Source organism: Luteibacter mycovicinus (genome assembly GCF_000745235.1).
Lineage (GTDB): Bacteria > Pseudomonadota > Gammaproteobacteria > Xanthomonadales > Rhodanobacteraceae > Luteibacter > Luteibacter mycovicinus.
Genome location: NZ_JQNL01000001.1, coordinates 3,784,845 through 3,811,156, shown reverse-complemented (window position 1 = coordinate 3,811,156; position 26,312 = coordinate 3,784,845). Strand labels below are relative to the sequence as shown.

Annotated in this window: 23 protein-coding genes and 1 tRNA gene; 8 read left to right on the top strand and 16 right to left on the bottom strand. The window is 61.2% G+C overall.

Annotation, left to right across the window (positions count from 1 at the left end):
* Positions 1–268: 268 nt before the first annotated feature.
* The 4 genes from FA85_RS16775 (at position 269) to FA85_RS16760 (ending at position 6,030) form a co-directional block, all read left to right on the top strand.
* Positions 269–1,942 (top strand): site-specific integrase, encoded by a 1,674-nt coding sequence (locus tag FA85_RS16775; RefSeq protein WP_036114690.1) that lies wholly within the window; start codon positions 269–271, stop codon positions 1,940–1,942.
* Between the two features lie 153 nt (positions 1,943–2,095).
* Entirely contained in the window at positions 2,096–3,334 is a 1,239-nt protein-coding gene (locus FA85_RS16770; RefSeq protein WP_197056568.1) for an SIR2 family protein, read from the top strand.
* Entirely contained in the window at positions 3,331–5,172 is a 1,842-nt protein-coding gene (locus tag FA85_RS16765) for an ATP-binding protein (RefSeq protein ID WP_036114694.1), read from the top strand. Before FA85_RS16770 ends, FA85_RS16765 begins: the two co-directional genes overlap by 4 nt.
* A 162-nt stretch (positions 5,173–5,334) precedes the next feature.
* A complete protein-coding gene (locus tag FA85_RS16760; RefSeq protein ID WP_036114696.1) occupies positions 5,335–6,030 on the top strand; it encodes a hypothetical protein in 696 nt (231 codons plus the stop codon).
* Positions 6,031–6,044: 14 nt separating this feature from the next.
* On the opposite strand, the gene FA85_RS16755 is transcribed toward FA85_RS16760, so the two are convergent.
* Both FA85_RS16755 and FA85_RS21145 read right to left on the bottom strand, forming a co-directional pair.
* Complete coding sequence (locus FA85_RS16755) at positions 6,045–6,833, bottom strand: hypothetical protein (RefSeq protein ID WP_036114699.1); 789 nt, start codon at positions 6,831–6,833, stop codon at positions 6,045–6,047.
* A 9-nt stretch (positions 6,834–6,842) separates the two neighbouring features.
* Positions 6,843–8,075 carry a helix-turn-helix transcriptional regulator gene (locus FA85_RS21145; RefSeq protein WP_051943810.1) on the bottom strand — a complete coding sequence of 411 codons (1,233 nt, stop codon included), beginning with the start codon at positions 8,073–8,075 and terminating at the stop codon, positions 6,843–6,845.
* 11 nt (positions 8,076–8,086) lie between these two features.
* On the opposite strand from FA85_RS21145, the gene FA85_RS16740 reads away from it, so the two are divergent.
* On the top strand, positions 8,087–8,428 hold the full coding sequence (locus tag FA85_RS16740; RefSeq protein WP_036114705.1) for a hypothetical protein: 342 nt from the start codon (positions 8,087–8,089) through the stop codon (positions 8,426–8,428).
* 28 nt (positions 8,429–8,456) lie between these two features.
* Here the strand turns inward: FA85_RS16740 and FA85_RS22225 are convergent, their stop codons facing one another.
* A complete protein-coding gene (locus FA85_RS22225) occupies positions 8,457–8,753 on the bottom strand; it encodes a helix-turn-helix domain-containing protein (RefSeq protein ID WP_036114708.1) in 297 nt (98 codons plus the stop codon).
* Between the two features lie 100 nt (positions 8,754–8,853).
* Here FA85_RS22225 and FA85_RS16730 point away from each other — a divergent pair, with 100 nt between their 5' ends.
* Together FA85_RS16730 and FA85_RS16725 are read left to right on the top strand one after the other, a co-directional pair.
* Positions 8,854–9,615 carry a hypothetical protein gene (locus FA85_RS16730; RefSeq protein WP_036114710.1) on the top strand — a complete coding sequence of 254 codons (762 nt, stop codon included), beginning with the start codon at positions 8,854–8,856 and terminating at the stop codon, positions 9,613–9,615.
* A 68-nt stretch (positions 9,616–9,683) separates the two neighbouring features.
* On the top strand, positions 9,684–10,565 hold the full coding sequence (locus FA85_RS16725) for a hypothetical protein (RefSeq protein ID WP_036114712.1): 882 nt from the start codon (positions 9,684–9,686) through the stop codon (positions 10,563–10,565).
* A 1-nt stretch (position 10,566) separates the two neighbouring features.
* Here the strand turns inward: FA85_RS16725 and FA85_RS16720 are convergent, their stop codons facing one another.
* The 13 genes from FA85_RS16720 to FA85_RS16660 all read right to left on the bottom strand — a co-directional run bounded on the left by FA85_RS16720 (position 10,567) and on the right by FA85_RS16660 (position 25,358).
* Positions 10,567–12,267, bottom strand: coding sequence for a MobA/MobL family protein (locus FA85_RS16720; protein ID WP_036114715.1), 1,701 nt, complete (start codon positions 12,265–12,267; stop codon positions 10,567–10,569).
* A gap of 97 nt (positions 12,268–12,364) precedes the next feature.
* Positions 12,365–14,530, bottom strand: coding sequence for a peptidase domain-containing ABC transporter (locus FA85_RS16715; RefSeq protein ID WP_051943812.1), 2,166 nt, complete (start codon positions 14,528–14,530; stop codon positions 12,365–12,367).
* Positions 14,527–15,789, bottom strand: coding sequence for a beta-barrel domain-containing protein (locus FA85_RS16710; protein ID WP_051943814.1), 1,263 nt, complete (start codon positions 15,787–15,789; stop codon positions 14,527–14,529). Before FA85_RS16710 ends, FA85_RS16715 begins: the two co-directional genes overlap by 4 nt.
* A gap of 83 nt (positions 15,790–15,872) precedes the next feature.
* On the bottom strand, positions 15,873–16,343 hold the full coding sequence (locus tag FA85_RS16705; RefSeq protein WP_156108775.1) for a hypothetical protein: 471 nt from the start codon (positions 16,341–16,343) through the stop codon (positions 15,873–15,875).
* Positions 16,344–16,408: 65 nt separating this feature from the next.
* Positions 16,409–17,206 carry a hypothetical protein gene (locus FA85_RS16700; protein ID WP_156108776.1) on the bottom strand — a complete coding sequence of 266 codons (798 nt, stop codon included), beginning with the start codon at positions 17,204–17,206 and terminating at the stop codon, positions 16,409–16,411.
* A 763-nt stretch (positions 17,207–17,969) separates the two neighbouring features.
* Positions 17,970–18,305 carry a hypothetical protein gene (locus tag FA85_RS21140; protein ID WP_051943815.1) on the bottom strand — a complete coding sequence of 112 codons (336 nt, stop codon included), beginning with the start codon at positions 18,303–18,305 and terminating at the stop codon, positions 17,970–17,972.
* A gap of 54 nt (positions 18,306–18,359) precedes the next feature.
* A complete protein-coding gene (locus FA85_RS16690; protein WP_156108777.1) occupies positions 18,360–19,748 on the bottom strand; it encodes a DUF6538 domain-containing protein in 1,389 nt (462 codons plus the stop codon).
* Between the two features lie 88 nt (positions 19,749–19,836).
* Positions 19,837–19,929 (bottom strand) — tRNA-Ser (locus FA85_RS16685).
* A 77-nt stretch (positions 19,930–20,006) separates the two neighbouring features.
* Positions 20,007–20,210, bottom strand: coding sequence for a carbon storage regulator CsrA (gene csrA, locus FA85_RS16680; protein WP_036114720.1), 204 nt, complete (start codon positions 20,208–20,210; stop codon positions 20,007–20,009).
* A 302-nt stretch (positions 20,211–20,512) separates the two neighbouring features.
* On the bottom strand, positions 20,513–23,146 hold the full coding sequence (gene alaS, locus FA85_RS16675; protein WP_036114722.1) for an alanine--tRNA ligase: 2,634 nt from the start codon (positions 23,144–23,146) through the stop codon (positions 20,513–20,515).
* A gap of 71 nt (positions 23,147–23,217) precedes the next feature.
* A complete protein-coding gene (locus FA85_RS16670; RefSeq protein WP_036114731.1) occupies positions 23,218–23,724 on the bottom strand; it encodes a regulatory protein RecX in 507 nt (168 codons plus the stop codon).
* On the bottom strand, positions 23,711–24,751 hold the full coding sequence (gene recA / locus FA85_RS16665; RefSeq protein ID WP_036114733.1) for a recombinase RecA: 1,041 nt from the start codon (positions 24,749–24,751) through the stop codon (positions 23,711–23,713). Before recA ends, FA85_RS16670 begins: the two co-directional genes overlap by 14 nt.
* A 97-nt stretch (positions 24,752–24,848) precedes the next feature.
* Positions 24,849–25,358, bottom strand: coding sequence for a CinA family protein (locus FA85_RS16660; RefSeq protein WP_036114736.1), 510 nt, complete (start codon positions 25,356–25,358; stop codon positions 24,849–24,851).
* Positions 25,359–25,641: 283 nt separating this feature from the next.
* On the opposite strand from FA85_RS16660, the gene FA85_RS16655 reads away from it, so the two are divergent.
* Complete coding sequence (locus FA85_RS16655; RefSeq protein ID WP_036114738.1) at positions 25,642–26,307, top strand: hypothetical protein; 666 nt, start codon at positions 25,642–25,644, stop codon at positions 26,305–26,307.
* The last annotated feature ends 5 nt before the right edge of the window (positions 26,308–26,312 follow it).

Here is a 26,312-nt window from a genome sequence, read left to right as displayed (position 1 = left end):
GTGGTTTTTGTCAAGCCAGCAATTGGCGATTATTTGACCAAAACAGGTCAATTGCCTCGAATTATCTTGCCGAATTTGCCTATATTCGTGAACGGCCGTTTCCTGACGCGGACCAAATCCCAAAAACCTTGATCGCCAAAATGGCGTCAAACAAGGCCCAGAGCCGAATATTTCGTTAAATAAATGTTATTTTGATCGGACTGGAAAATGCTTGACAGGCCTATTTTTTTCTATAAACCAGCGGCCAATTCAACAAGGTTCCGCTGCCATGCACTCCCCCTCCATTACCTCTGTTCTTAATGCGGCAAAAAATGCGCCGCGCTGGGAACTCGAATATCACGGCTTCCGTCTGACGGCGTCAGAAACGGACAGTGCCGACACGCTGGCCCATTTGCTGGACCACCTGCTGCCGGTACTCGACCATGTGGCGAGGAATGCTGCGGTCGCTGGCAATGGCATGCCCCGTTCCGGAGTGTCCACTCCGGCCCCTCCCTCGCCCGCACCGACCATCCCGCCTGCGGCGGTGCTCCCGACGATGGTCGAGGTACCGGCGTCTCCGTCCGCTCTGGAGCTTGCCGCTCCGCCCGTGGCCGCTCTTGTACCTCAGGAAGACAGGTCCACCCCCGTCAGCGGCACGGCAGAACCCGATGCGGACGAGCTGCCCTACGACCTTCAGGGGCTCTCCGACATCCACATGATGCAATACAGCCGGGGCGGCAAAGAGGACTCGACGTCGCAGGCCATCCGCATCTGTCTTGACCTCTTCATTGCTGCCAACGGCAACAAGGACTCGTCGCGGGTCAATGTCCTCGACATGGAGCGGTTCCTCGATGCGCTCGCGGTCTGGCCGAAGAATCGCCAAAACATCGTGGGTTACAAGGACATGAGCATGACCGAGTTGCTCGCCTATTCCCGGAAGCACAAGTGCGAACCCATCGCGGTGAGCACCCAGGAAAAATACGTCCAGCATCTTTCCGCATTCTTCAACCGGCTCAAACCATGGGACAGGTCCCCCGCCAATCCCGTCTTGCTCATCAACCGGCGCAAACACTTTGGCCCCCAGGTCATCCATTCGAAGCGGTCGTACAACAACCCGGAGTGGCAGCGCCCTTTCGACAAGGATGAAATGGCAGAAGCCGATGCGCCGTGGAAGTTCTTTGGCCATCTCATTCCAGCTTTTACAGGAGCGCGTTCGAACGAAATCGGACAGCTCAAGCGGGCGGATGTGCGCATCGAGAAAATGCCCGACCGCGACGGGGTCATTCACGATGTTCTTTGCATGTACTTAGGTCGGGGCAAGAAGCGCAAGGGCAAGAATGCGGTTCGCGTGGTTCCCATTCCGAAACGTGTTCTGGACCTCGGGTTCGAGCGATACCTCCAAGACCTCGACGCCTTCGGCGAGAAGGACCTCTTTCCGGGCCTGCGGAAATCCCAAGGCCGGCCCGGAGGCACCATCGAAAGCTGGTTCAACGGCAACCTGCGGACGATTTGGAACATCCTGGACCCGAAGGTGACCTTCCACTGCTTCCGCCACACCATCGCTACCTTGATGCGAAATGCCCGGACGCCTGCCACCGTTCGCCGTGCCCTGCTCGGGCACAGCGGCAAATCGCGTCCTGGCACGGTGCCCAGCGGCAATGAGGTGGCGGAGAACTTCTACGAGGACGAAATCACACCGCTCGACATCCTCATGGAACTCAATCGCCTGCCCTTCCCTGAGCTCGACGTCGTCCCCTACGAGCGCGGCCGTTTTGACCATTACCTCATGTGTGAGAGTGTGCGTGGCCGGTCCAATGCGGTCTTGGTGGCGGCGGGAAAGGAGCCTAAAGCGAAACGGGGACCGAATCCGAAGCCAGCGACGGGAAGCAAGAAGAAGCCGACGCAGGACAGCCTGGAAACCTGCTCAGAAAAAGAAGCCTGGCCGGCCACGCCGGACGCCTGACACGGGTGGCAGCTTCATCACCGTCATCGGGACGTCTGACATGGGCAGCGTGTCGCACCCGCGCTGAACGGGAAGTCCAGCCGACGACGGGTGTCGCGTTTTCGGTATCCATGTTTCGTCCTATTGCCGAATAAGCGCACAGGCCAGCGCGACGTGCTGGGCGGATTCCCGGCAGCCCACCTTCGCCGTACCATCGTGATTCCACAAATCCAGGGGAAGGACATGGCGGGGAATGCGTTCGAGGATGTCGTGCACCAGCTCGACAGTCACTTCAGTACCGCCAACCAGGCATGGCTGCTGGGTGCGGGTATCAGTGTCGAAGCCGGATTGCCGCTGATGGGAGCCCTGACCACCAGGGTCAGGGCTCTTGGAGCTGAAGGCGACCACGGCGCACTGCTGGAGCTTCTCATCGGAGAGCTCCCGGAAAGTGCCCACATCGAGCAGGTGCTCAGCCAACTCGCAGATTACTCGGCGATTGCAACGCGGCTGGAGGCCAAGGCCATTTCAGTCGGCGGTGAGGAATTCACCACCGATGCCCTGCATGCTGCCCATACCGCCATCCTCGATGACATCGCAACCACCATCCGGTGGGGATATGTTGAGGCAAAGGGCGAAGTAGCCGAACAGATTGGTACGCCAGAAAAGCCGCTTCCCGTGGCCACGCACCACCGGGAATTTGTGCGCGCTCTTTTTGAGAAGCGGCAGGCCGGCCGTGCCAACCGGTTCAAGCCAACCCATTTTTTCACGACGAATTACGACACGCTTCTCGAAGACGCCCTGGCATTGGCCCGCATTCCCGCATGGGACGGTTTCGCGGGGGGTGCCGTTGCATATCGGGCGCACCAGTACGGACAGGAGCCGAAGGTTGGCGGGTCCCGCGCCCTGGTCATCAAGCTCCACGGCTCCATTGACTGGGTGCTCGGCGAAGACGGCGGCGTGTGGCGAGTGCGGGACAGCGATGTCTATCCCGAAAAGAAAGGCCGCGTTCTCATCCATCCCCAGTCGACCAAGTACCTGTCGACGCAGCGGGACCCGTTTGCCTCCCAATTTGACCTTTTCCGCAGAACCATCGGCGCGCGCGACGAACTTGTGCTCGGCGTGGCCGGCTACAGCTTCGGGGATGAACACGTCAACGAGGAAATTGAACGTGCCTTGCTCTCGGCCGACAGCAAGCTGACCCTGATTGCGTTCTGCATGGAGGGAGCCGCATTGCCGGAAATCTTGAGGGAGTGGCTGAGGTCGGACGCCGCAGACCGCGTGTTCGTCCTGACGGAGCACGGTGTTCATTGGGGTCGTCGGGCAAGAATTGATGACGGCAACGGCACCGTGTTTGGATGGTGGAAGTTCACAGGAACCACCGCGTTCCTTCGCACGGGGAGTGCGACAGCATGAACAATTTCGACGTCGTCAAGGAACTGCGCATCGGACATATCATCGAGGTGTCAGGAACGACCATCCGGGTCGAACTCGATGGGGATGTTGCAGAACTGAGCAGAAGCCATGCAGGTCGTGTCTATCCCATCGGACAGATGGGGAGCATCGTCAAGGTTCATTTCGGTCGGAGTCTGGTGTTCGGATTTGTGTCGCTGCTTCGCATGCGCTCGGAAGACCTCATTGAGCAAGGGAAGGTCATTCCTCCGGAGGCCGACCAGCGCATCATGGAAGTCGAGCTTTTCGCCGAAGGCACGTGGCTGTCGGCGACTGACAAGCTCAACTTCAAGCGCGGCGTAACGACCTACCCCCTGCCTCGCCAGGGCGTGTATCTCCTGACAAGGGATGAGGGCGTCGCACTCTATTCGGCCGCCGAAGGCAAGCTAGCAGAAGATGGCATTGATGCGCTGGTTGGATTCGGCACATACGTCGGTGCGGAAGGCGTTTCCTGCCGGGCCAACATCGACAAGATGTTCAGCATGCACTGTGCGGTCCTAGGCTCTACTGGCTCGGGAAAATCTGGCGCCGTATCTGCACTCCTGCACGCAACCCTGATTCACAGAGCCAACGGGCTGGATGAATGTCGCCCCTGCATCATCGTCGTCGACCCGCATGGCGAGTACGGCACCGCGTTCGGGAATCGGGGAGTCCGTTACCGCGCCTATGACCCCGTCGGCAATGAAAATGCAGCAGGCACTTCGGTTGCGCTGCCTTATTGGCTCATGTCTGCCGAGGAGTTTCGGCTGCTGACCATTGGGAAAACGGAACGGGAAGCCACAAGCCAGCATAACGTCATTTACAAGGCACTGACGCATGCCCGGATGCAGGCTGCCGGGCTGGTCGCCGCATCTCCAACGACGCATGGAGGTCCCGCCCCGACCGATGGCCTTCCCCACGATTATCCCCGTCCCGCAAACGGGCACACGCAGGAAGAACTGGACAATTTTGACCGCGACAAGCCGCGTCCATTCAGCTTGAATGAACTGGTTAATCACATCGTCTACCTTCAGGCCGCGCGGCCGACGAAGACAAATGTTCTGGAGAGCGTCCCTGCCGGACAATTCGCCGACGAGTTCAAGTCTATCCTCGACAAGATTTCCGTGTTGCGGCAAGACCCCCGCATCCGGTTCATGATGAAGGACTGGCAACCGGGCGACCCGTCTTTGGGGGACATCATCGGTCAGTTTGTCGGTGTCAGGGAAGACGATGCTGACATCAAGGTACTGGACATCTCCGGGCTGCCCAACGAGGTCGCCGGCCCTCTCACAGCGTCGCTCGCCCAATTGCTGTTCCGGTACAAGGTCTTTCAGGCACCCGAGGAGCGGGAGAGGGACCCTGTCCTTCTCGTGTGCGAGGAAGCCCACCGGTATGTCCCCGACCGGGGCGAGGCCGAATATGCCGCCGCGCAGGGTGCCATCCGTCGGATTGCACGTGAGGGCCGAAAATATGGCTTGGGATTGATGTTGGTCAGCCAACGACCCGCCGACGTCGAGAGTACGGTCATTGCCCAGTGCGGCACCTGGCTTGTACTCCGGTTGACCAACCAGGCAGACCAGCAACATGTGGCCCGGTTCCTGCCTGACGGCTTGTCCGGCATGACCAAGTCCCTGCCGAACCTCGGACAGCAGGAAGCCATCTTTGTCGGCGAGGGCGCGGCCCTCCCCGCCCGCGTACGAATCAACGACCTGACCGAGGCCCAGTTGCCTCAATCGCGGAATGCCCGATTTGCGAAGGGTTGGAGCATGGACAGGCTTTCGAAGGACGAACTGGACGTTATCGCGAACCGGATGGCTGGCTGATGACGCCCGGACCATTCAAATGGGCGTTGAGCGGCTAAGGAGAAACCCGCACCCAATAGCAGGGCTTAGCAGCAACGAGAAGTCCAGCACGGGAGTCAGCCTTTCACTGGCCGGGTGAAGATAAAAGTTGAGCTTGCCCCCGTTCTTTCCAGGGAATCGTCGATGAAATACGAAACGAACACTTGTTACCAGTGCAGTGCTGAAGCGACAGGGCAAGAACACGTGCCCCCCAAGTGCCTGTTTCCGAAAGGCAAGGATTGGAATAGACGGCTGAAGGTCCCGTCGTGCGAGCTCCATAACAATAAGACGTCTGACGCCGACGACTATCTGAAATTTCTTTTGAGTGCGATTGCTCCAAAAATCCCCATTGACGTCAGGGCGAGTGCCGCCAGAGGAGCCGTCAGAATGGCTTTGAAAAAAAGCCACACCCTTTCCATGTACGGACTTTCACTTGACGGAGAAACGGTGGTCACGAACGGAACATTTCCACTCCGAGATGACCTTCTCGCCATGTCTTTGGAGAAGATGACCAGAGCTCTATATTTTCACCATCACTGCGGAAGGCGGAAGCTATTGGGAAAAGTGGTCGCTTGTCCCCTCTTTCTTCCCATCGAGCCGCTCGCCCATCCAAGGCTCGCGCCGGTGGTCGAAAACATGCGCAAGTGGGCGACTTTAGACTTTGAGAGAGAGCCCAAGCTCGGCGGTCATCCGGAAATATTCGTGTACCAGGTTCTTGAAAGGCAGAACTTCGTGACAGTGAACATGGAGTTTTATGGCGCACACCGGGTATCCGCAATAGCGCCGCTAGGGCCCGTGGCCTCTTTGGGAGAATGGCGTCTGACGTTGTCGTCTGTATGAGCTGAGGCGCGAGTTCAAACAGCGCCCTTTTCCTCCTTCTCTTCAGCCACCACCGACTTGATGGCATCACTCAACACTGCCCGCCGGTAACTGGCCCGAGACACGGCGTGACGGCTCATGGCGGCCGCGACCACAATAAAGACCGCGAAGGCGAAGAGAATCTCCACGGCTTCCGAGTTTGAACTGTGGCCGGGCTTTGCATCCATCAGAATTTTGGCCACGCCAGCCACTGCACCAAGCGTGGTCATGGTGACGACGCCAGTCCCGAACAGCGAGCCCAGGAACCCCGGAAGCCCCGCCGGGCGACTCTCGTAAAAGCGGTCCACCGATTGCAGCGCGGACAACGGATGTTTTAGAAGCAACCGGATTTGTTTGTCCCGGTGTCTGTATTCACCTCCTACATGGCGTGTCCTGTCGTCATGCCGTTTTCGGTACCGGGCGAAATACAAAACCGGATAGGCCCCCATGCAAAGGCCGGCGAACAACATCGACGTGTTGACCAGCACGTCACCCGCACGCGGCCAGCCCAAGGGGGACGAGTCGGCTATCCACAGCGCAAACGTGCAGGCAAAGGCAACGACCACCCCACCCACGCCGACGATGAGGGCAGCCCAGATGAAGACCATTACGCGCCGCTCGAAGGGGATGGTGTTTTTAATGGCGTTGTAGGGGTGAAAGCTTTCCACCTTCCGGATGACCTCTACCTCATCCCCTGATGGATCCAGTTCCTCCCTCGCAGCGGGTGCGACCGACGACAGGTCGAAGGCGTCTTGGCTTTCCCTGGCACAGGCCTTTTCGTTCATTGCAGGCTCCTAGTTTCGTGGCAACACATGCAAAATCAGATCACGCAGTGACCCCGCCCCCGACTTCTCCAGCAACGCCCGAACCTGGCTCCTGACCGTGCTGATTTTGACCCCGCGCCCCTCGGCATGGGCCGCCGGACTGGTCCCGGCCGCCAGTGACCGCAGCAAGGCTTCCTCGGCTGGCGTCAGGCCCCACGCCCGCGCGACGCCCGCCACGTCCTTCCTTCCCTCGCCGCCCATGTCGGTGACGGAAAGGACCACGCTGGCCCGATGATGCAGTCCCGACAGGTCTCCGGACGCCGCCGCCATCTTCCCGAGACCACCCGCGACGCCTGACGAGCTCCGTGGCAGCGGGGACAAGGTCAAGGCGAGGGTTCGCCCACCGCGCCGAACAGACAGCGTCGAGGGAACCCGAGTGAGGGCCACAGCCCTTGCAATGGCGTCAAGGCTGGAACCGGCGACCGTCCCCGACAAGCCGAGATTGACCCGGCCCATCTGGTCACCGAGCAGCTGGACAGCAGATGGGTTCGCATGAAGAACCCTGCCTGCGTCATCGAGAAAAACCAGTCCCTTGTCGAGCATGTCGATGCCCGCCTGACTACCCGCCGCTGCGTCCCTGAGCCAATCAGCCCGCACCATCATCCGCATCCACCGGGCAAGGTGCAACATCACCCCGCCCAGTGCCTCGCGCTTGGCCCCCTCGAAGCGGGACCGGCCGACCAGATGATTGAAGGCGATGTGGACATTCCGGCCCTGCTCCCGATAAATGTTTCCGCCAGCCACGTATCTCGGCCCATGGGGAATCAGGAAATCCTGATAGAACTCCGACCCCGACACGTACTTGTCATCGAGCTCGTCATGGCAGGCGATGACAATGCCTGTCGGGGACTTCAGGCCCATCTTTCTGCGTGGGTCGATGGCCTGGAAGTGCGACAGGTAGGCAGCTTCCGCGCCCTGGATGTGGTTGCCCGACACCATGCTCATCAGGATTTCGTTCTTCGACTCATCCCAGCCGACCATGTGGACGCCGTCGCAATCCAGATAGGTGTTGATGCGGGCAATGACTGCCGGAACGTCTCCGGGTGACAGGACCGACTCATAGAGGTCCGCAATCAGCCCGTCCTTTATCCCTGCCTTCTCACGCCATCCCTGCCGCACGCTGACACCCCTGTCATCCACACTTTTGAGGATGAAGACCGTAATCCCGCGCCCTAGGCTTTGGCAAGGAATTTCAAAAGCCACAGGGGGCTTTCATGCGACAAATTGCGCATCTCTTCTTTCCGGTCTTGTTGTTTTCGAGTGCGCCTGTTCTCGCGGCCACGCCGACGCTGACTCTCATCAATGCCGGCGACAGCCGGATGACAGATGTTGCCTATGCACCGAGTGGCACCGACCGTTGGTTTGCCATGGCCGGGGACGCCATCGACAACGGTGGAAAAGCATCGATAGCCCTGCCGCCTTCTGCCTGTGTGTATGACTTCCACTTCCGGTTCAAAGACCAGGTCATGGTCACGGTCAAGGCGTGGAACGCCTGCAAGAACCCGGTGATGGAAATTGGGCGGCAGGAGAGCCCGCCGGGACCGGGGGCCCATTAGGGCACCTGGCCCCATGCGGGGTCCGGGCTCAGCCTTGGCGCTTGCGCCGCCCAGCTTTTGCAGCACGGTCCATCCGTGCATAGAGCTCACCGTGCCACCCGACGGGGTCCACATCGAGCGCCTGGAGCCAGCGGTAGAGCTGGACCGCGTCGACGCGGACATCCCCATTTTCGACGTGGGAGATGTAGGGCTGGGAGACCCCCAGTGCCTTCGCCAGCGCCACCTGGGTGACACCCTGCTCCGTCCGGGTCTCAGTCAGCCACACACAGAACGCCGCGTACTCGGCGCTGTGGATGGACTTGGGACCGGTCTGGCGTTTGGGCATGGGGTTCACCTGAGGGTGAAGCCAAGCTAAATGCCAGTTTCGAATATTCCGTCTGAGAATATTCGGTGTTGTTATAGAATCTGGAAAACAGGGAGATTCCATGAAGACGTTCAGGCTTTTTGTGGTCACGGCAATCGTGTCACTGCTTGCCGCATGCACTGATAGAAAGCCCGGAGAGGCGGCAGGTCCGGCCGAATCACCCCACCCCGTTGCCGGGGCAACCAGCCCGGAAAAGACTTCTGACACCACACCGGAACCACCCGCTGACGTCCCGCTCGACCAGTACACCGATGCTGCCAGTGTGGGCGGCAAAGACTTTTTCACCATCGTCTATCTGTCCCGCGCCAAGACGGCGACCGACGAAGACAAGCTCAACACGCTTGCCCCCGGCTACTTCGCCGAGATGGACACTTTCAAGAAAGCGGATATCAAAGAGAAGGAACTGCCCCGCATCAATGAGTTGCTTGGCCGAGCCAGAGCCGCCTCCTTCTTTGTCACCGGCCCGGCGGTGATGCTCGATTCCGTTGACTCCTACGTCATGGCACCAAAGTCATTTCCGCTCTACAGCTGCACCCACAACGGCTGGGTCGCCGCCAGCGACAAACACAATACGAACCTGGTCGTCCGAACCCCCAAATCCATGTGTGCCGTGGCGGTTCCGGACGAAGGCCTTGCCCGCCAGATAGAGGAACGGCGAAACAAGGGTGAGATGCGCGTCGAGTCGAAAGATTACTTCCGTGTCGACAGCGTTGATGAGGGCCAGGGGCGAGGCCACGGGACCATGATGCACCGCCACGTCGAGCTCATCTGGGAGCCCATCGGCAAGCCCCGACAAGTGTTGGTCACTGCTGACCTTCCCTGACCCTGAGCCATAACCAGTAAGGGCCTGGACTGACCGGGCCCGGCTTTTCAGGCCAAAAGGACCTCGCCATGCCCGTGCTCTTTTATGTTGCGTCCGCCATTGCGGTCGGTGGCGTGCTGCTGCTCGCCTATGCCTGGCGGACTCTTGTCACCCTGCCCAACCGGCACGAGTTTGAAGGAAAAACGCTCCAGGCGTGGCTCGACACCGACAAGCGTGTCCTTTGCCTGATGCCGAGGGGGGATGTGAATGTCCGCTCCATTCCCTTTGGCCGGATGGACATGGCGTTTCGCGACCAGTCTTATGTTGCAGCCCGGAATGTCTATCACGCAGGCAGCCCGGACCGGGTCGTAGGACGGGTGCTGCCGGGCGGCGTCATCAACAGCACCGTGTTTTCCGGGACCCAAGGCCAGATGGAAACGGTCTTCGAGAAGGAATACACGGGCCTTTCCACCGTCACCCTCTCGGCCATCGATGTGCCGGGTTATTTGCACCGGAAATGGTGTGGTGAAGACACGAAGGGCACGAAGGCGGAGGTCTTCTCGGGACACTTGGGCGGCCGTGAGTCCCAGGCGTTTGAGCGCTGGCTCTCGCGTCATGCCAAGGTGCTGCGGCCTGATGTCGACGGCCTTCGGAAACAATGGGCATCGACCTGTGCCAACTGGCTTGCCACGTGCCGCCGCCAGCGGACCCACAAGGGAAAACCGGTGATTGAAGCGCACGGATTTGGCAGTGCCGGCATCCGGTATCTGTGCGTCGAAGACGACGGGACCCTCCATGCAGCCAAGGGCGACGCACCACTGCTGGTCGACGTTACCCGACTGACCCGGTGGGATGCCGGAAAGCTCACGGTGTCCAGGGGCAATGCCGACGAGATGGCCTTTGACCTCAATGAGGTCGAGGTTGCGGCCCTCCAGAAGCTGGTCCGCAAGGGCAAGCTCCGCTTCGACTGAATCAGGGAGCGGCTGGCTTTGGCTGGGCGGGTTGGTAACCGGCGTCCAGCTGTGGGAGCGACGTCCCCCCTGCCAGCTCATCTTCGACCGCGCCCGCTGCTTTCATCGCCTCCCGGACGAGCTCTGCCGAGTCCTGGGGAAGGAACGACAGCACCTGTTGAAGCAGGCCGGCATTCTCGTTGGCGAGGTTGACCACCGCCTCCTGCAGCGATGCCTTCCGGCGGTCGAGCTCCGCCTTGGCAACCTTGGCTTCTCGAAGTGCCTGGGCCTCCGTCGCCTTCAGGGTACGAACGACCTTCTTGCCCTCTTGCACATGGTTGTCGTGGCGCGCGAGCAGAGCTAACTTCGATTGCCTCGGGTCCCTTACTGGTAAACCCGAATCGGCGAGGCGGATGCGGATGGGATGCAGCGCTGTCAGGTCACGAACAACACGGCGGGCAGATTCCCGCGCGGTTCGGCTTCGGTCAATCTCATGGAGCACATCCAGCGCGGAAGACTGTGCACGCCGGACCTGCTCGGCCAGGTTTGCATGCTCTTTCATCTGAGCCGCCGCCGTCTGGAGAAAGCCTTCCAGAATGTTGACCAAGGCGACAGCCCGCTCCAAGGCAAACTGCTCGGCTGCGTTTGTTGGCTTCGGCCCAGCAGCAGCCACTTTCTGAGCCAGGGTTTCCCGCTGGACGGCACTTGTCCGGACCATCCGTTGCGGCCGGGCCATGATGATTCTTGGATTGGCAACGATGGGGATGGCACCGGCGGGCCGGCCCTTGGCGGCTCCGACTGCGGCGGTGGCGGTCCGCTCGACGCTGTTGGCAAGGCTGACAACCCGCACATCCCGCCCGGCCTGTATGGCGGTCCTCGTGGCGTCCTGCACGCGGCGCTGGACTTCAGCCATGACCAAGGCTTCCCGGAGCACATCACCGCGTGCGGTCGTCATGCCCTTCCGTTCCATCGCCGTTGCAGCGACACCCATTTTTGGCTGGGGGATGACGACGGCGCCCTGGCGGACGTAACTACGGTGGTCAATGACCTCAGGCTTGTTTGCGGCGGCAAGGTAGACGTTGGACAGCTCTGCCCACCTCGCATTGAGCTGCTCGACCCACTCGGCCGAGGTTCTCTTGTTCGAGAGCATGGAAAGCTTGGGGCCGAACCCCGTGCTTCCACCGGCGGCTGACCCGTCCGCCTGCCCCATATCGACGGCGCGGGTTGGGAAAAAAAGATGTGCGTGAAAGCCCTGTTTGTCGTTCGGCTTCAGGTTTCCCAGAGCGTCGCGGTCCGCATCGCGGTGCAAACCGATGGACACCGGCACCAACAGCGCGTCACTGATGTATCGGGCGATGTCCTCAGCGAGATCCCCGGCTTGCTCGTCGGTCAGGCCAATGGGGATGGGCACGCGGTAGTCCCGGGCGACCTGCGCGTCCTTCCGGTGCTCGGAGGCTTCCACGCGGTTCCACAGGGCCTGGGGGTCACTCGCCCAGGCCGGGGCACCTGAGGGCGCCACCGTGACCGCGCGGACGATTTCCTCCCCTGCTTTTCGCTTTCGGAAATCGTGGGTTTCCCCTGTGCGCTCGTCCGTCAGCTTCAGACCCAGCCGGTAGGCGGCACCGGCCACCGAGGAATGGCCCTGGGCCCGGTTGTGGGTGGTGAGGTGGGGTCGTGCGTGTTTGAAGGGGGTGGGAGCAACAGAGGTGGGGGTACTGGTCATGGCCTTCCTTGGCTGGTTGCGTCCTCGATTCCATTTGGACGTCCATACACAAAAGCACAAAACTAGAGACTGTCAATACATGGCTGCTGTTTTCACACTAATCGATGGGGCGAACCGCCAGACGAGGGCCCGGAACCTCATGGAGCTGCCCGCTGCTGAGGAAAAAGACGCGGTCTGCCAGGGCGATGGTCTCTGGCCGGTGGGCCACCATGATTCGTGTGATGTTCATCCGGCCGATGGTTGTTGCAATCTGCTGCTCCCGGGCGATGTCCAGATGGCTGGTCGCCTCGTCAAGAACGAGGATATCGGGCTTGCGATACAGTGCGCGGGCTAAAAAGAGCCGCTGCTGCTGGCCACCGGACAAAGACGAGCCCATGTCGCCGACGAGCGTGTTGTAGCCCATCGGCATGGCACAGATGTCGTCATGGAGTCCGGCAGCCTCTGCTGCGGCTTGGACAGCCTTCGGAAGGGCGTTGTCATCGAAAAAGGCGATGTTGTCGGCAATCGAACCGGCGAAGAGCTTGTCGTCTTGAAGGACGCAGCCTACCCGTTCCCGGTAGGCCACCTTGCCGAGCCGGGTGAGCTCCACCCCGCCCACGGCCACCTGCCCGGACTGGGGGTCGAGCAGGCCAAGAAGGAGCCTCAGCAACGTGCTCTTGCCGCACCCCGAGGGTCCAACAATCGCCACGGCCTCGCCCCGTCTCACCTCGAAATTGCAGCCATCGATGACCCAGGGCTCGGAATCGGAGTAGCGAAAGCGCACGCCCTTGAAGGCAACGGACGCCTCGGGTGGTGGTCCTTGATAGGCCCCTCTTGCAAACGGCTCAGCAGGTGTCAGCACAATGTCCGACAAACGCTCCCCCTGCAGCCGCAGAAGCCTGACCTGGATGAGGTAATCGGCCAGCGCCATCGACCTCGAGGCAAACTGCTCACCGTAGGCAGCAAACGCCATCAACATGCCGGCCGTCATCTGTCCTTTCAGGGCGAGCCACGCACCGAGCCAAAGGACCCCGACCCGCTGGAGTCCACCGGTAAGCCCCTGCATCATGCCAAAGACCATGCCGAGCCGCTGGACCTCGACCTGGGTGCCCAATGCCTCGCCTGTCTGGTTGAGATACCGCGCCGACCTTGCTGCGCCCTTGTTGTTCAGCCGGATGGTCTGCACGCCACGCACCGATTCCATCAGTGCGCTCTGCTGGTGTGCGTTGACCATGATTTGGCTGAGGTTGGCCTCCTGGAATGCCTTGAAGTAGGCAAGACGCAAAAGGGTGTAGACGACGACACCACTGACGATGATGGTGGTCAGCATGGGGCTGTAGAGGAGGAGCACGACAAGCGTTGCCACTGCCATCAGACCATCGAGCACCGCTCCGACCAACTGTGTGGTCAGGTTCTGCTGGATGACGTTGATAGCTCCCATCCGGGAGACCACGTCCCCGAGATGGCGGTTCATGAAATAGATTTGCGGCAACCGCATCAGGTGCTGGAAGACATTGCCCGTCCAGTTCATTGTGAAATGCGTACCCAGCCACACCACCGACCACGTCCGGAAAGCGGTGATGACGACCTGGACGATGACGAGCAGCACAAACCCGGTGCCGAGCAAGGTCAAAAGGTCGCGGTCTGAATCCGCGAGCACCTGGTCGACGACCACCTGGAGGAACTGCGGCATCAGCAAAGCCACCACCTCCAGGGCAAGCGCAAAGCCGAAGATGTTGCCCAGTGCGCCACGAAGGCCCTTGACCGACCCGGCAAGTTTCCTGAGCGAAAGGGTGGGACTGGCTTTCTTGGTCGTGAACGTGGGACCTGCGGCCAGCTCAAGCGCGACACCGGTAAACCGTCGGCCGACTTCGGCGACGTCCAGGGTCCGGGGGCCATGGGCAGGGTCGTGAATCGTAACCTTTCGTCCAGAAACAGACTTCAAAACCACAAAGTGGTCGAGGTCCCAATGGACAATGCAGGGGGTGACCAATTCGCCGAGCTCATCGAGCTCAAGGCGGACCGGGCGCGAGACGAGGCCCAGTGCATCGCTCCAGCCAACGAGGTCTTCGAGCGTCGTGCCCTTGGCCGACACGGAAAATCGGCGGCGGAGTTCGCTCAGGGATTCATGCCGGCCCCACCATGCGAGAACCATGGCAAGGCATGCGAGGCCGCACTCGGAGGCCTCGACCTGGCGGACGTCCGGGAGGTGACGGCGCCGGCGCCACAGAAGATGCCCTGAGAAATCGTCCCCAAGGGTTTCAAACGAGGAAGCATCGCTCATTGGTCATTCCCATACCGGCTCTTTGCACCCATTAGGGGCTCGAATATCCATTCGATTATGCGTCGCTTGTCGAGAAGGAGGTCCGCATCAACCACCATGCCCGCGTGCATGGCCCGCCGCTCGCCATAGGCTTCGATGTCCTGCTGGGGGACGTTTACGTCAATGAGATACATCGGTTCTTGCTGGACCTGTGGCTGATGGAGCAGCATGGCCGCATCTTCGGGAGACAGGGCACTGGTGGAGACCTGGTCGACCATCCCCTTGACCACACCAAACTTCTGGAAGGGGAAAGCGCGAACGCGGAGCATCACCGGCGTGCCTTTCCTGACGAACCCCACTGCTTCACTGGCCACCAGAAGCTGGGCCTGCAGCCGTGCGCCTTTTGGCACAATTGTCACCAGCGCCTGGTTCGGCCCCGCCGTCTCGCCGGGCTTGATGAGCACCGAGGAAACAACGCCCTCACCAGGGGCCGGCAGGACAGTTGACCGGTCGACCTCGGCTGCGGCAAGCGCCTGACGACTCGACGACAGGCGGCCTCCGACATCGGACAGTTTCTCGGACAATTGCATCGACAGCTGGGCGAGCTGTGCACTGGCCGTGTTTCGCTGCTGGACCACATCCGACCGTTGACGGTACAGCGATTCAAGGTCGGTTCGCGACGTCAGGAGCTGGGCTTTTTGCTGCTGGACCTGGAGGGCAGACACATACCCCTTGTCGAGCAAGGGAGCAATCTTGTCGAGCATGGTCTTTTGCAGCTCTATCTGGCTTTTTTGCAGGTCGACCTGCGCATCGAGGCGGGAGAGCTGGTCGGCATTTGTTTGCAACTGCAGACGCAATGCCGCTGCCTGAGATGCGCTGAGCTCCTTTGCCGAATCGAGGTCGGCGGTCAAGCGCGACTGGTCGGCGGTCAGGGTGGCAACGATGCCGGCGGACGTGTTTCCGAGCGCACTGCTTTTGCGCTCACCGGAGACGACGACGAGAGGCGAGCCCTTGGAGACAACCTGACCGACGGAAACAAACACATCGACAACGGTCCCTGGGGTTTGTGCCGAGACACTGAGCAACCCCTTGCTCGGGACCAGGCGACCAACGGCGGGAACACGGCGGGTATAGGTCCCGATACAAAGCCAGAGCAACACCCCTAGGGCAAACGCCACGGCGGCGAGGGCGGCGTACCGTTGAGGTACTGGTGCAACAATGCGGGGGGAACCGAGCCAGCGGTGCTGACGGCTTTGGAATACTTCTTTGCGAAACAGCACGGCAGCGGTCCTTGCAAGCATCCGTCCGGCGCGTGCCGGACGGATGCCCTGATGCATTGGGCATGGGTCAGTCGGGTGATTCGTCAGGCAGCGGGGATGAAACGGAATCCGACGCGAGTGACACACCCCCGGTGGAGAGCTCCGGTTCCAAAGAAGCTCTCGACCCTCGGCGTCCTGTGAATCCGGTACATGCTCTCCATGTCGGGCGGAACATTTGCATTGGACTCGGTATCAAGCAGGCCCGTGTACAGCGCATCGACCTTTGACTGGTCAAAGCAGGGCTCAGGGGCGAGAACCAGGTCGGCGCTGACGACAGTGCCGTCAGCGAGGACGTCCGCATCCACCGTCACCACCTTGGTATTGTCTTGCATGACGAAGCCCTGACCGACCCACTTGCCCCGCCCGTTGACCTTTGTGCTCTCAGCAGGTGGCGAGAGAGAGGGAAAAACGGCAAGCAGCTGCGTGATGTCGAGCCTTGAAGAGCGCTCTCCCACGGCTTGCACCTCGGACAAGACTGATTTCATCGATGGGCTGGCACGCCCTTTGTCGGTCACGGGCGCATCCGTCGCCGACACCGAGAGAGTGGTTGCCAGCAGGCAAAGCACAAGCCGTCTCATGGTCAGGGCCTGATTTCGCCGACGGTCACCGTCGGATTCATCACGGGTGACCAGGGAGACAGTTGCCAGCCATCGAACGGGTTGACGCTGACGCCGCCGGTACCGCTGTGAACAAAGCTTCCGCCACCGCCACCGGTGGCGCCCACCGTATTTCCCCCATTGACCGGAAATGAATGGTTATCGTGCCAAAACTGGTCGTAATACTGCATGTAGGTCATGCCGTTAGCCAGCTTTTCGTTGGCCATGAACTTGGAAAACTGCTGCTGCAGTAGACCCATCGCCTGGGGCATCTGCATGTTGCCGGACTGGACCTGGGAAAGGATGCTCAGGTACGAATGCATCTCGTTGGTCAGCGCTTCCTGGCTGCCGGGCAGATGCACTTGCAGCCCCGCTCCGCTGAGCACGGACGCATACTGCATGGCGGTCGTCTGGGCGGACGCCTCATTGAGCACTGACAGGCGCATGTAGTCAGCTTCGCTCAACTTTGTCACATCAGGCGGAGCGCCTGCTTCAATGTGACCGAGCTCATGAAGAAACTGGCCTGTAGCAACACTCGCGTTGTCGGTGTAGCGATTGTCGATGTAAACGGTGTGTGTGCTGCCAAAGACCGTAACGCTGCCGTTGTAGGGCGAGTTCGCCGGCGCGTACTGGAAAGTCCAGTGGTTCGGGCCGTTCATGAGATTGGCCACATCTGTTGCAAGTTTTGGGGTGGCATTGACGATGCCGTCGACGCCGACACCAAGGCCGGTTGTTACACCACCGGCGACCAGGGCGAGTTCATGGGATTCCAGCTTGCGCACGCTCATCTCCTGACAAAAGGATTTCGGGTCATCCCCACCTTGGGGACACATAATGCTGTGTGCTCGTCCTTAGGCTGACCGGGCGTTCGCTCGCAGCAGCAAAAACCATAGCAGGCGACACAAGACGTCTGCAACGGATTTTGAGTATTTTCTCACGAAACCCACGACTGCGTCGCACCGCCCGTGGAGCAGACACAGGAAATTTTTGCGCCTGGGTACTGCACGCCAAATGGGCGAGAGGTGGGACTGGAATCGCGGGCACGGCCTTCCTTGTCTGGTCGACGTCGGACCCGCCCTGTCTCGGAGTGGGCAATGTGTCGCACCAATGCGCGACCTGTCGCAGCCATCAAAGCAGAGAACCGACAGCTGTCAAGCGTTTGGACGTCCAAATGAATCAATGGGACGACCGCGGAGCGCCTGCCCTTTTCTCAAGAGAAAGGGCGCCGGTTTTAAGGGCACCCCTGCTTTGAAGGCTTTTTCTGCTCTTGTGCGGACCAAAGGAGCGGGACCGGACGGGTCTGCGATGCTCTTAGTGTCGTGTTGGGCAAAGCCAAACACTAAGACGCGCTTTTGATTCTATTGTTTCAAGGCTTGACAGTTGCCAGAAGCTCGCTAAAACAGATTATCAATCCCGACAAGGAGCAACCATGGAATCAATTATTCTCACGAACGCCTTGCTTGGCATCATTGCCTTGTGTGCTCTCACATTAACCCTAAGGTCATTTATTGGAAGCCGACGTGTTGAATGAGAAAAACCTCGCGCTCATGGCGTACGCCTTTTGGCAACAAGCATCACTCCTCTGGTGACAGAGAACCCCGTCTCTCCCAAGTAGCTGACTTTGCTTCCGGACTGCGAATATTCCGGACGCGAATTGCCAATGCTTAGCGGCATGAGTTGAATCACATCATACCCGTCAACGTCGAAGTCTTCATAAGCAGCCTCGACTTCGGCTCCGAGCGTATCGTAATCAGCAAGCTCGGGTGCGTTTTTGACTTCTATCTTGACCGTTCTTCCCAAAAAACCAGTTGTCTTCTTGACCTCAATTGTGCCCTCTCCTACAACGACAACTCTCGTGAGAAACTTTGCGGATTTCGTCATTTTCTAAGCCCTTTTACAAATCGGGTTGAAAGTCCAAGAACAACATTTGCTCCCTCACCAACGTAGTTGTGACACCTCCGCCAGCAGCTCTCCCATCGTCGGCTTCCGGCTGTACGAGCCATGATGCTCGTCCCCCAACTCATGCCCGACATACGCCGCACGCAGTTCTGACGCGACACCCACTGTTTGAAGGCCCTGAACAACAGACTTTCGCAGACTGTGGAACCCAAACTTGCCCTTCGCCGGCAAGGCCAGGTTTTTCTCCACATGCCGGGTGAAGGCCTTCGACAGCCAGTTGCCGGCGCCGTTGACGCCATCGAGCTTCACTTTGGGAAACAGCCTGGTTTCGCCCGATGCTCTTAGCATTGCCACACGGTCCAACAATCCGCGCTCAATCAGCGCCGGGTGGATGGGAATCGTCCGGATGCTGGCGTCATTCTTGACGCTCTGCCCGATGCCCTCGTTCGTGATTCGAATCGAAGGGGTGCCGTCCTGAACAACAAAGTCAGCCAACGCCAGTTGGCCCACCTCCGCCACACGGGCGCCCGTGTATAGCCCAATCCATGCACCCCATTGAGCGGCTTCGGACAGGCCTTCGAGCGCTTCAGGCGAGAAAAGAATCCGGATTTGGTCGACGCTAAACGCTTTGAAGCCGAGCACCCGGCGTGCCCGCTTCTCTTTTGCCCGGAACAGGATTTGCCCGGCCGCCGGGTTATCGTCCTTCGAGAACGGCGGGTAGTACCCGCGTGCCTTGACCCAATCGAAAAAACCACGCAGGTAACCGGCCTTGTTGACGATGGTCGGTGTCGACAGACCCGATGCGCGCAGTGCTTCAATCCAGCGACCGACATCCAGGCGCCCTGCCTCATGCAGAGGCTTCTTTTCACCGTAATGCCGGGCGAAGCTCTCGACCGCCGCCGCCTTGATGCTGAGCGTCTTGGGCAAGGTCGAGGACTTGATGTCGGCCAGCCACTGGGTCACCACCTTGCCGATGGGCAACACGGGGACCAATGGCTTGGCGGCGGCTTCACGTTCCGCCGCCTCCCGCATCGTTTTCTGGACAAAGGGCTCGTTGGCGAGGATGCCGATGCGCTCGATGGCGGCCATGCCGAGGTCATGGTCCGCCTTGCCCTTGGCTTCAAATTCGACGGTGCCGTCCGCGTGGCGGATGAGTTTGTACTTCTTCTTCCCCGTTGACCGGAGGATGGATTCAATCGATGGCACATCCTTGTCCGACACGTGCATTCCCCTTGCCTGTTCGATGAGCCGAGCATACCGGTCGGCGAATGCCAAGGCGAGACGCTGCGCCGCCAACACATCCCGGGTCCTGAGGGAATGTTTGAGAAACCGCCTGTTGAAGACGGGTAAGAGGTCGGCGGGCACACGTTGGCGAAAGTGCCAAACACCTGACGGTGCAAGTTGCAGATAGGAAGGCAGGCGCATCGGGTCCTCAATGTGACCCGGGCCGTGACCCGATGGGTTGATGCGCCGCCCACAAAAAAGCCCTGTAAAAACAGGGCTTTTTGCAAACTGGCGGAGAGTGAGGGATTCGAACCCTCGATAAGGCTTTTGACCCTATACTCCCTTAGCAGGGGAGCCCCTTCGGCCACTCGGGCAACTCTCCGGGATGTTTCGTAAAGGACCTGCCTTCACGAGCCGGCAAGGATACTTAACCTTGGTCGACTCGTAAAGCCTCAGACCTTACTGGTCGTGGTCGTCCCCGGAATGGCCGCCGGCGTCGCCTTCGTTCTTGATGCGCTGGTAAATCTCTTCGCGATGGACTGCGACATTTTTCGGTGCATTGATGCCGATGCGCACCTGGTTACCTTTGACACCCAGAACGGTGACGGTCACCTCGTCGCCGATCATCAGGGTTTCACCGACCCGGCGGGTCAGAATCAGCATGATTGATACTCCATAAAATCAGGTATTGGCTTCCCCACCAACGACAACCTCACCCCGAGTGCTTGCCGTCGATGGATTGACGTTTCGACCATCGAAGGCCGAACTGCCTTCCCCGGCTCTAGTTGTGTGTGTCGCTGACCAGCTGTCCTGCCATTCCGATCCGAAGGACCGACACCGAAAATTACGTTCGGCATTCGGATCATACTAGCTGAGCCAATCCAGCGTAAGCAACGCACACAGCCGTGAAGACGTGTACCAAAGCGCCTTTACGGCACTTTGGTACGGGTCCATCTATCTCCCGTTCAGCGCAGACGAGCTTCCACCCACGCAGGGATGCTTTCGAGAATACCGGGAAGCGCCGGGCTGTCGACGCCGCCACCCTGGGCCATGTCAGGGCGGCCACCGCCCTTGCCGTCGATCTTCGAGGCCACTTCGCCCACCAGATCGCCGGCCTTGACCCGGCCCAGCGCGGCGCCGCCGACGCCTGCCACGAGTGCAACGCGACCATCGACCGCACCTGCCAGCACGATGGCGCAATCGCCGAGCTGCTGCTTGAGCACATCGACGCTGTCGCGCAGCGACTTGGCATCGAGACCTTCAATACGGGCGGCGACGACTTTGATACCGGCGACATTCACCGCCGAGGCGGCGAGATCGGCCGAGGCGGAGCTGGCCGCCTTGGCCTTGTAGGATTCGATTTCGCGCTCGAGCTTCTTCTGTCGATCGAACAGCTGACGGAGTTTTTCGACAACTTCGTCACCGGTCGCGGCAAGCAGTCCGGAGACCTCGCCGAGGACGCGTTCTTCATCCGAAACACGTGCCATGGCTCCCGCGCCGGTGACAGCCTCGATGCGTCGTACGCCAGCGGCGACGCCGGATTCCGCCACGATCTTGAACAGACCGATGTCGCCCGTCCGGGACACGTGCGTGCCGCCGCAAAGCTCCGTCGAGAAGTCGCCCATCTTCAGCACGCGCACTTCGGCACCGTATTTTTCGCCGAACAGCGCCATGGCGCCGAACTCGATGGCTTCGTCGTACGCCATGTTGTGCACTTCGGCGGCGTCGTTGTGGCGAATCTCGTCGTTGACCATGCGCTCGATCAGCGCGAGCTCGTCGGCGGTCAGCGCCTTGAAGTGGGAGAAATCGAAACGCAGGCGCTCAGGAGCCACCAGCGAGCCCTTCTGCGAAACGTGGTCGCCCAGGACGGTACGCAGCGCAGCGTGCAGCAGATGGGTCGCCGAATGATTCAGCACCGTGGCCTGACGCTGCGAGGCGTCCACCGCGGCGCCGACGATGTCGCCCTTGTTCAGCGGCGCGGACCCCTGCCAGGTTCCGAAGTGCGCGAAGAACGCGCCACCGACCTTCTGCGTATCGGCCACGGCCAGCGCGCCCGAAGGATTGCGCAGGACGCCGGTATCGCCCACCTGGCCGCCCGACTCCGCGTAGAACGGTGTACGGTCGAGCAACAGGAAAGCTTCTTCGCCGTCGGAGAGGCGATCCACCGACTTGCCGTCACGGACGATCGCGAGCACCCGGGCATCGCTCAGCTCGAGGCTGTCGTAGCCGGTGAAAACCGTCGGCGACACCGCACTGGCGACTTCCGCCGGCAACTGGGCCCTGGTCGAGAAGTTGCTGGCGGCGCGAGCACGCGTGCGCTGCTCGCCCATGGCCTGCTCGAAGCCGTCCATGTCGACGCTCATGCCGCGCTCGCGGGCGATGTCGGCCGTGAGATCCACCGGGAAGCCATACGTGTCGTACAGACGGAAAGCGTCGACGCCGGGAATCACCTTTTCCGCCCGAGATGCGATGTCGTCGAACAGACGCATGCCGTGCTCGAGGGTTTCGCCGAAGCGCTCTTCTTCGTTCTTGAGCGCCTGCTCAACGAACGCCTGCTTCTTCGCGATATCCGGATAGGCCTCACCCATCTCGGCGACCAGCGGCGCGACCATCTTCCAGAAGAAATCGCCGCGCACGCCCAGCATCCAGCCGTGGCGCAGGGCGCGACGGATGATGCGGCGGAGCACGTAGCCACGACCTTCGTTGGAAGGCAGCACGCCGTCGACGATGAGGAACGAGCAGGCACGGATATGGTCGGCGATGACGCGCAGCGACTTGTTCGACAGATCGGCGGTGGCGGTCAGACGACCGGCCTCGGCGATCAGGTGGGCGAACAGGTCGATTTCGTAGTTGGAATGCACGTGCTGCAGCACGGCGGCCAGGCGCTCGAGACCCATGCCGGTGTCGACGCAGGGCGCCGGCAGCGGCGTCAGCGTGCCGTCCGGGGCACGGTCGAACTGCATGAAGACCAGGTTCCAGATCTCGATGTAGCGGTCGCCATCCTCGTCGGGCGAGCCCGGGGGGCCACCGGCCACGTCGGCACCGTGGTCGAAGAAGATCTCCGTACACGGACCGCAGGGGCCTGTGTCAGCCATCTGCCAGAAGTTATCGGAGGCGAACGGCGCGCCCTTGTTGTCGCCGATGCGGACGATGCGGTCCACCGGGACACCGACCTCCTTGTTCCAGATATCGAAGGCCTCGTCGTCCGTGTGGTACACGGTGACCCAGAGGCGCTCGGCCGGCAGCTTGTAGACGTCGGTGAGCAGCTCCCAGGCGAAGCGGATGGCGTCGCGCTTGAAGTAGTCGCCGAACGACCAGTTGCCCAGCATTTCGAAGAAGGTGTGGTGGCGGGCGGTGTAGCCCACCGCGTCGAGGTCGTTGTGCTTGCCGCCCGCCCGCAGGCAGCGCTGGACGTCGGCCGCACGGACGTAGCCTGGCTTTTCGCTGCCGAGGAACACGTTCTTGAACGGCACCATGCCCGAGTTCGTGAACAGCAACGTGGGGTCGTTCGACGGCACCAGCGATGCCGAAGGCACGATGGTGTGGTCCTTGGAACGGAAGAATTCGAGGAAGGTCGAACGGATTTCGGCGGTTTTCATGAGCGATCGTGGCTTGGAAGCTGCGAGACGCGTTACGTCGACGCCCCGTCCAGAATCAAGGCTCGTTGCCTTCAATCGTCGTCGGCGTCTTCCGCATCGGCGTGGGTTAGACCACGTACTGTGGCGGCGGCGAAGCCGCGACGCAAGAGGAATTGCGCCCGCCGCGCCCGTTCAGCGGGGTCGGCCGAGGATCCGCCATAGCGCCGACGCAGCTGACCGGCGGCCAGATCGTCCCAATCGATGTCCGTTTCCTCCATCAACTGGCGGATCGTGGCATCGCTGACGCCCTGACTGCGAAGTTCGGCCCGGATCCGTGCCGGCCCGTAGCCCTGCCCGGCCCGACTGCGAAACAACGAGGCGGCGAAGCGATCGTCGTCCTGGTACCCCTGGTCGCCCAGCCGCTCGACGGCGGCAGTCGACTCGTCACGCGTAAAACCGCCGCGATCAAGCTTCTGCCTGAGTTCGCGGCGGGAGTGTTCGCGCCGGGCAAGCAGCCCAAGCGCCTTGTCGTACGCGGTACGGGTGGGGCGATCGGCCTTGCCGTCGCCCTTCCCCGCGCCTTTATCAGACTTCCTCAAGCTCGTCGGCCTCGGTCGAGGCTTCGGACTTCGGACCGGCCTTGACCAGCAGGCGCGCGCGCAGTTCCGCGTCGACTTCGTTGGCCATGGCCGGGTTGTCGCGCAGGAACTGGCGGACGTTTTCCTTGCCCTGGCCGATGCGATCGCCCTTGTAGCTATACCAGGCGCCCGACTTGTCGATCAGGTTCTCCCGCACGCCCAGCTCGATGATCTCGCCTTCGCGCGAGGTGCCCTCGCCGTAGAGGATCTCGAACTCGGCCTGGCGGAACGGCGGAGCCACCTTGTTCTTGACGACCTTGACGCGGGTCTCCGAACCGATGACTTCGTCACCCTTCTTGACCGCGCCGATACGGCGAATGTCCAGACGAACCGAGGCGTAGAACTTCAGCGCGTTACCACCGGTGGTGGTTTCCGGGCTGCCGAACATCACGCCGATCTTCATACGGATCTGGTTGATGAAGATGACGAGGCAGTTGGTCTTCTTGATGTTGGCCGTGAGCTTACGCAGGGCCTGGCTCATCAGACGGGCGTGCAGGCCGACGTGGGAGTCGCCCATTTCGCCCTCGATTTCCGCCTTGGGGGTCAGCGCGGCCACCGAATCGACCACGACCATGTCCACGGCGCCCGAGCGAACCAGCATGTCGGCGATTTCGAGCGCCTGCTCACCGGTATCCGGCTGGCTGACGAGGAGATCGGCGACGTTGACGCCCAGCTTCTCGGCGTAGCTCGGATCGAGCGCGTGCTCGGCGTCGACGAAGGCCGCCGTGCCGCCGTTGCGCTGGCAGGACGCGATGGCCTGCAGGGTCAGGGTCGTCTTACCGGAGGATTCCGGGCCATAGATTTCGACGACACGGCCACGCGGCAGGCCGCCGATGCCCAGGGCGATATCGAGGCCGAGCGAGCCGGTGGACACGGTATCGATGTTGTCGTCGACACGGTCGCCCAGACGCATGACCGCACCCTTGCCGAACTGCTTTTCAATCTGGCCGAGGGCACTCGCCAGCGCCTTGCGCTTATTGTCGTCCATCGTGGTATCCGGTCTCGTGTGTAGGTGAGTATCTTGCCGGACCGTCGTCTCAGGGACTGCGATCCGCAATCCCCAAGTTTGCCATAGCCCGGACGGTTCAGCCCTTCAGTTCCGCGGTCATTCCAGCAAGTGCGGCCGCGACCGTCTGCCGCCGCACCGCCTCGCGGTCACCATCGAAATGGTGAAGCGTGGCGTGGGCATAGCCCCCGCGGCGCTTCCAGCCGATCCAAACGGTGCCGACAGGTTTGTCTGGCGTGCCGCCGGACGGGCCCGCGATGCCGGTCACCGCCACCGCGACACCGGCGCCGTACCGGGCCAATGCACCGGACACCATTTCCAGCACGGTCTCCTCGCTGACGGCGCCCGTCCGCTCCAGTGTGCGCGGGTTGACCCCGAGCAGCGACTCTTTCGCGCTATAGCTGTAGGTCACGACGCCGGCTTCGAACCACGCGGAACTGCCGGCCAGGTCGGTCAGCGTCTTGGCGATCCAGCCGCCCGTGCAGGACTCGGCGGTCGCGACCATCACCCGGCGCTCCTGCGCGGCGGCGGCGACCTCCTGGGCCAGCGCCATGAGTTCGGCATCGGTGGGCATGAGGTCAACGGCCATCCGGGGATCCTGTCGGGCAAAGAGAGAACTTCTAACCCGGAAGGTGGCGGGCTGTCGATGCGAAGCCAACCCCAATCCGGACGATTTTTCAGAAAAGTTCTATGTACGACGCATTGTCGCGTCCGGCCAACGCCGCTACGATGGCAACCCATGATTGGCATGCAACGACGATCCTGAGTTGCCGACTCGTCGTCGCAAGCCGGTCCAGAGCGCCGCCCTCCCCTACCAACGCGTACTGCCCATCAAACCGTCTGCTTCGGCAGGCGCAGGAAGAAGCACCCTCATGAAAAGGAACGTCACTCGCAACGTGGCGCGGCTTCGCGTCGCTGTCGCCACCGCCCTGTTCGTCAGCACGCGGCCGTTCGCGCTGCCCGCGCCGCCGCTGCCAACTGTCCCCGACGACGTCCGCGCCGCTCTCGCGCCCGACGACCTGGTGCTCGCCTTCAAAACCGGCGAGTTGACCGGCAACGGCACGAAAGGGCTCGTCGTTGCCGTCTACCCCGGCGCACGTTACGTGGAAGAGCCCCGTCATGGCGGAAACAACCCATGCAAGCTGATCGTGTTCACCGATCACGAGGGCACGTGGAAGGAAACGGCTCGCAGCGACAGCGCGGTTGACTGCGTCAACAACCCTTACATGAGTCGCCCGCAGGAAATGATGGGCATTTACGACCTGGAAATCGCCGCCGGCACCATCCGCTGGGCAAACGCGACCCATCGCCAACATCACACGTTCGAGTTCACTTACGACGGCACCAGAAAGCGGTGGATCGTCCATGCGATGACCCAGGACTTCCCTGTTGAGCGCTCAGCCGACCCCGACGCGCCGCTGGGCGCCGCCCATGGCGAAATCGTCTCGCCTCGCGACTTTCCCGTCACTCCGATGGAAGACCTCGATCCCGACCGCCTCTGGCCTCTGCTCGTCAAACACACCATAACCACGTTCTGAGCGGA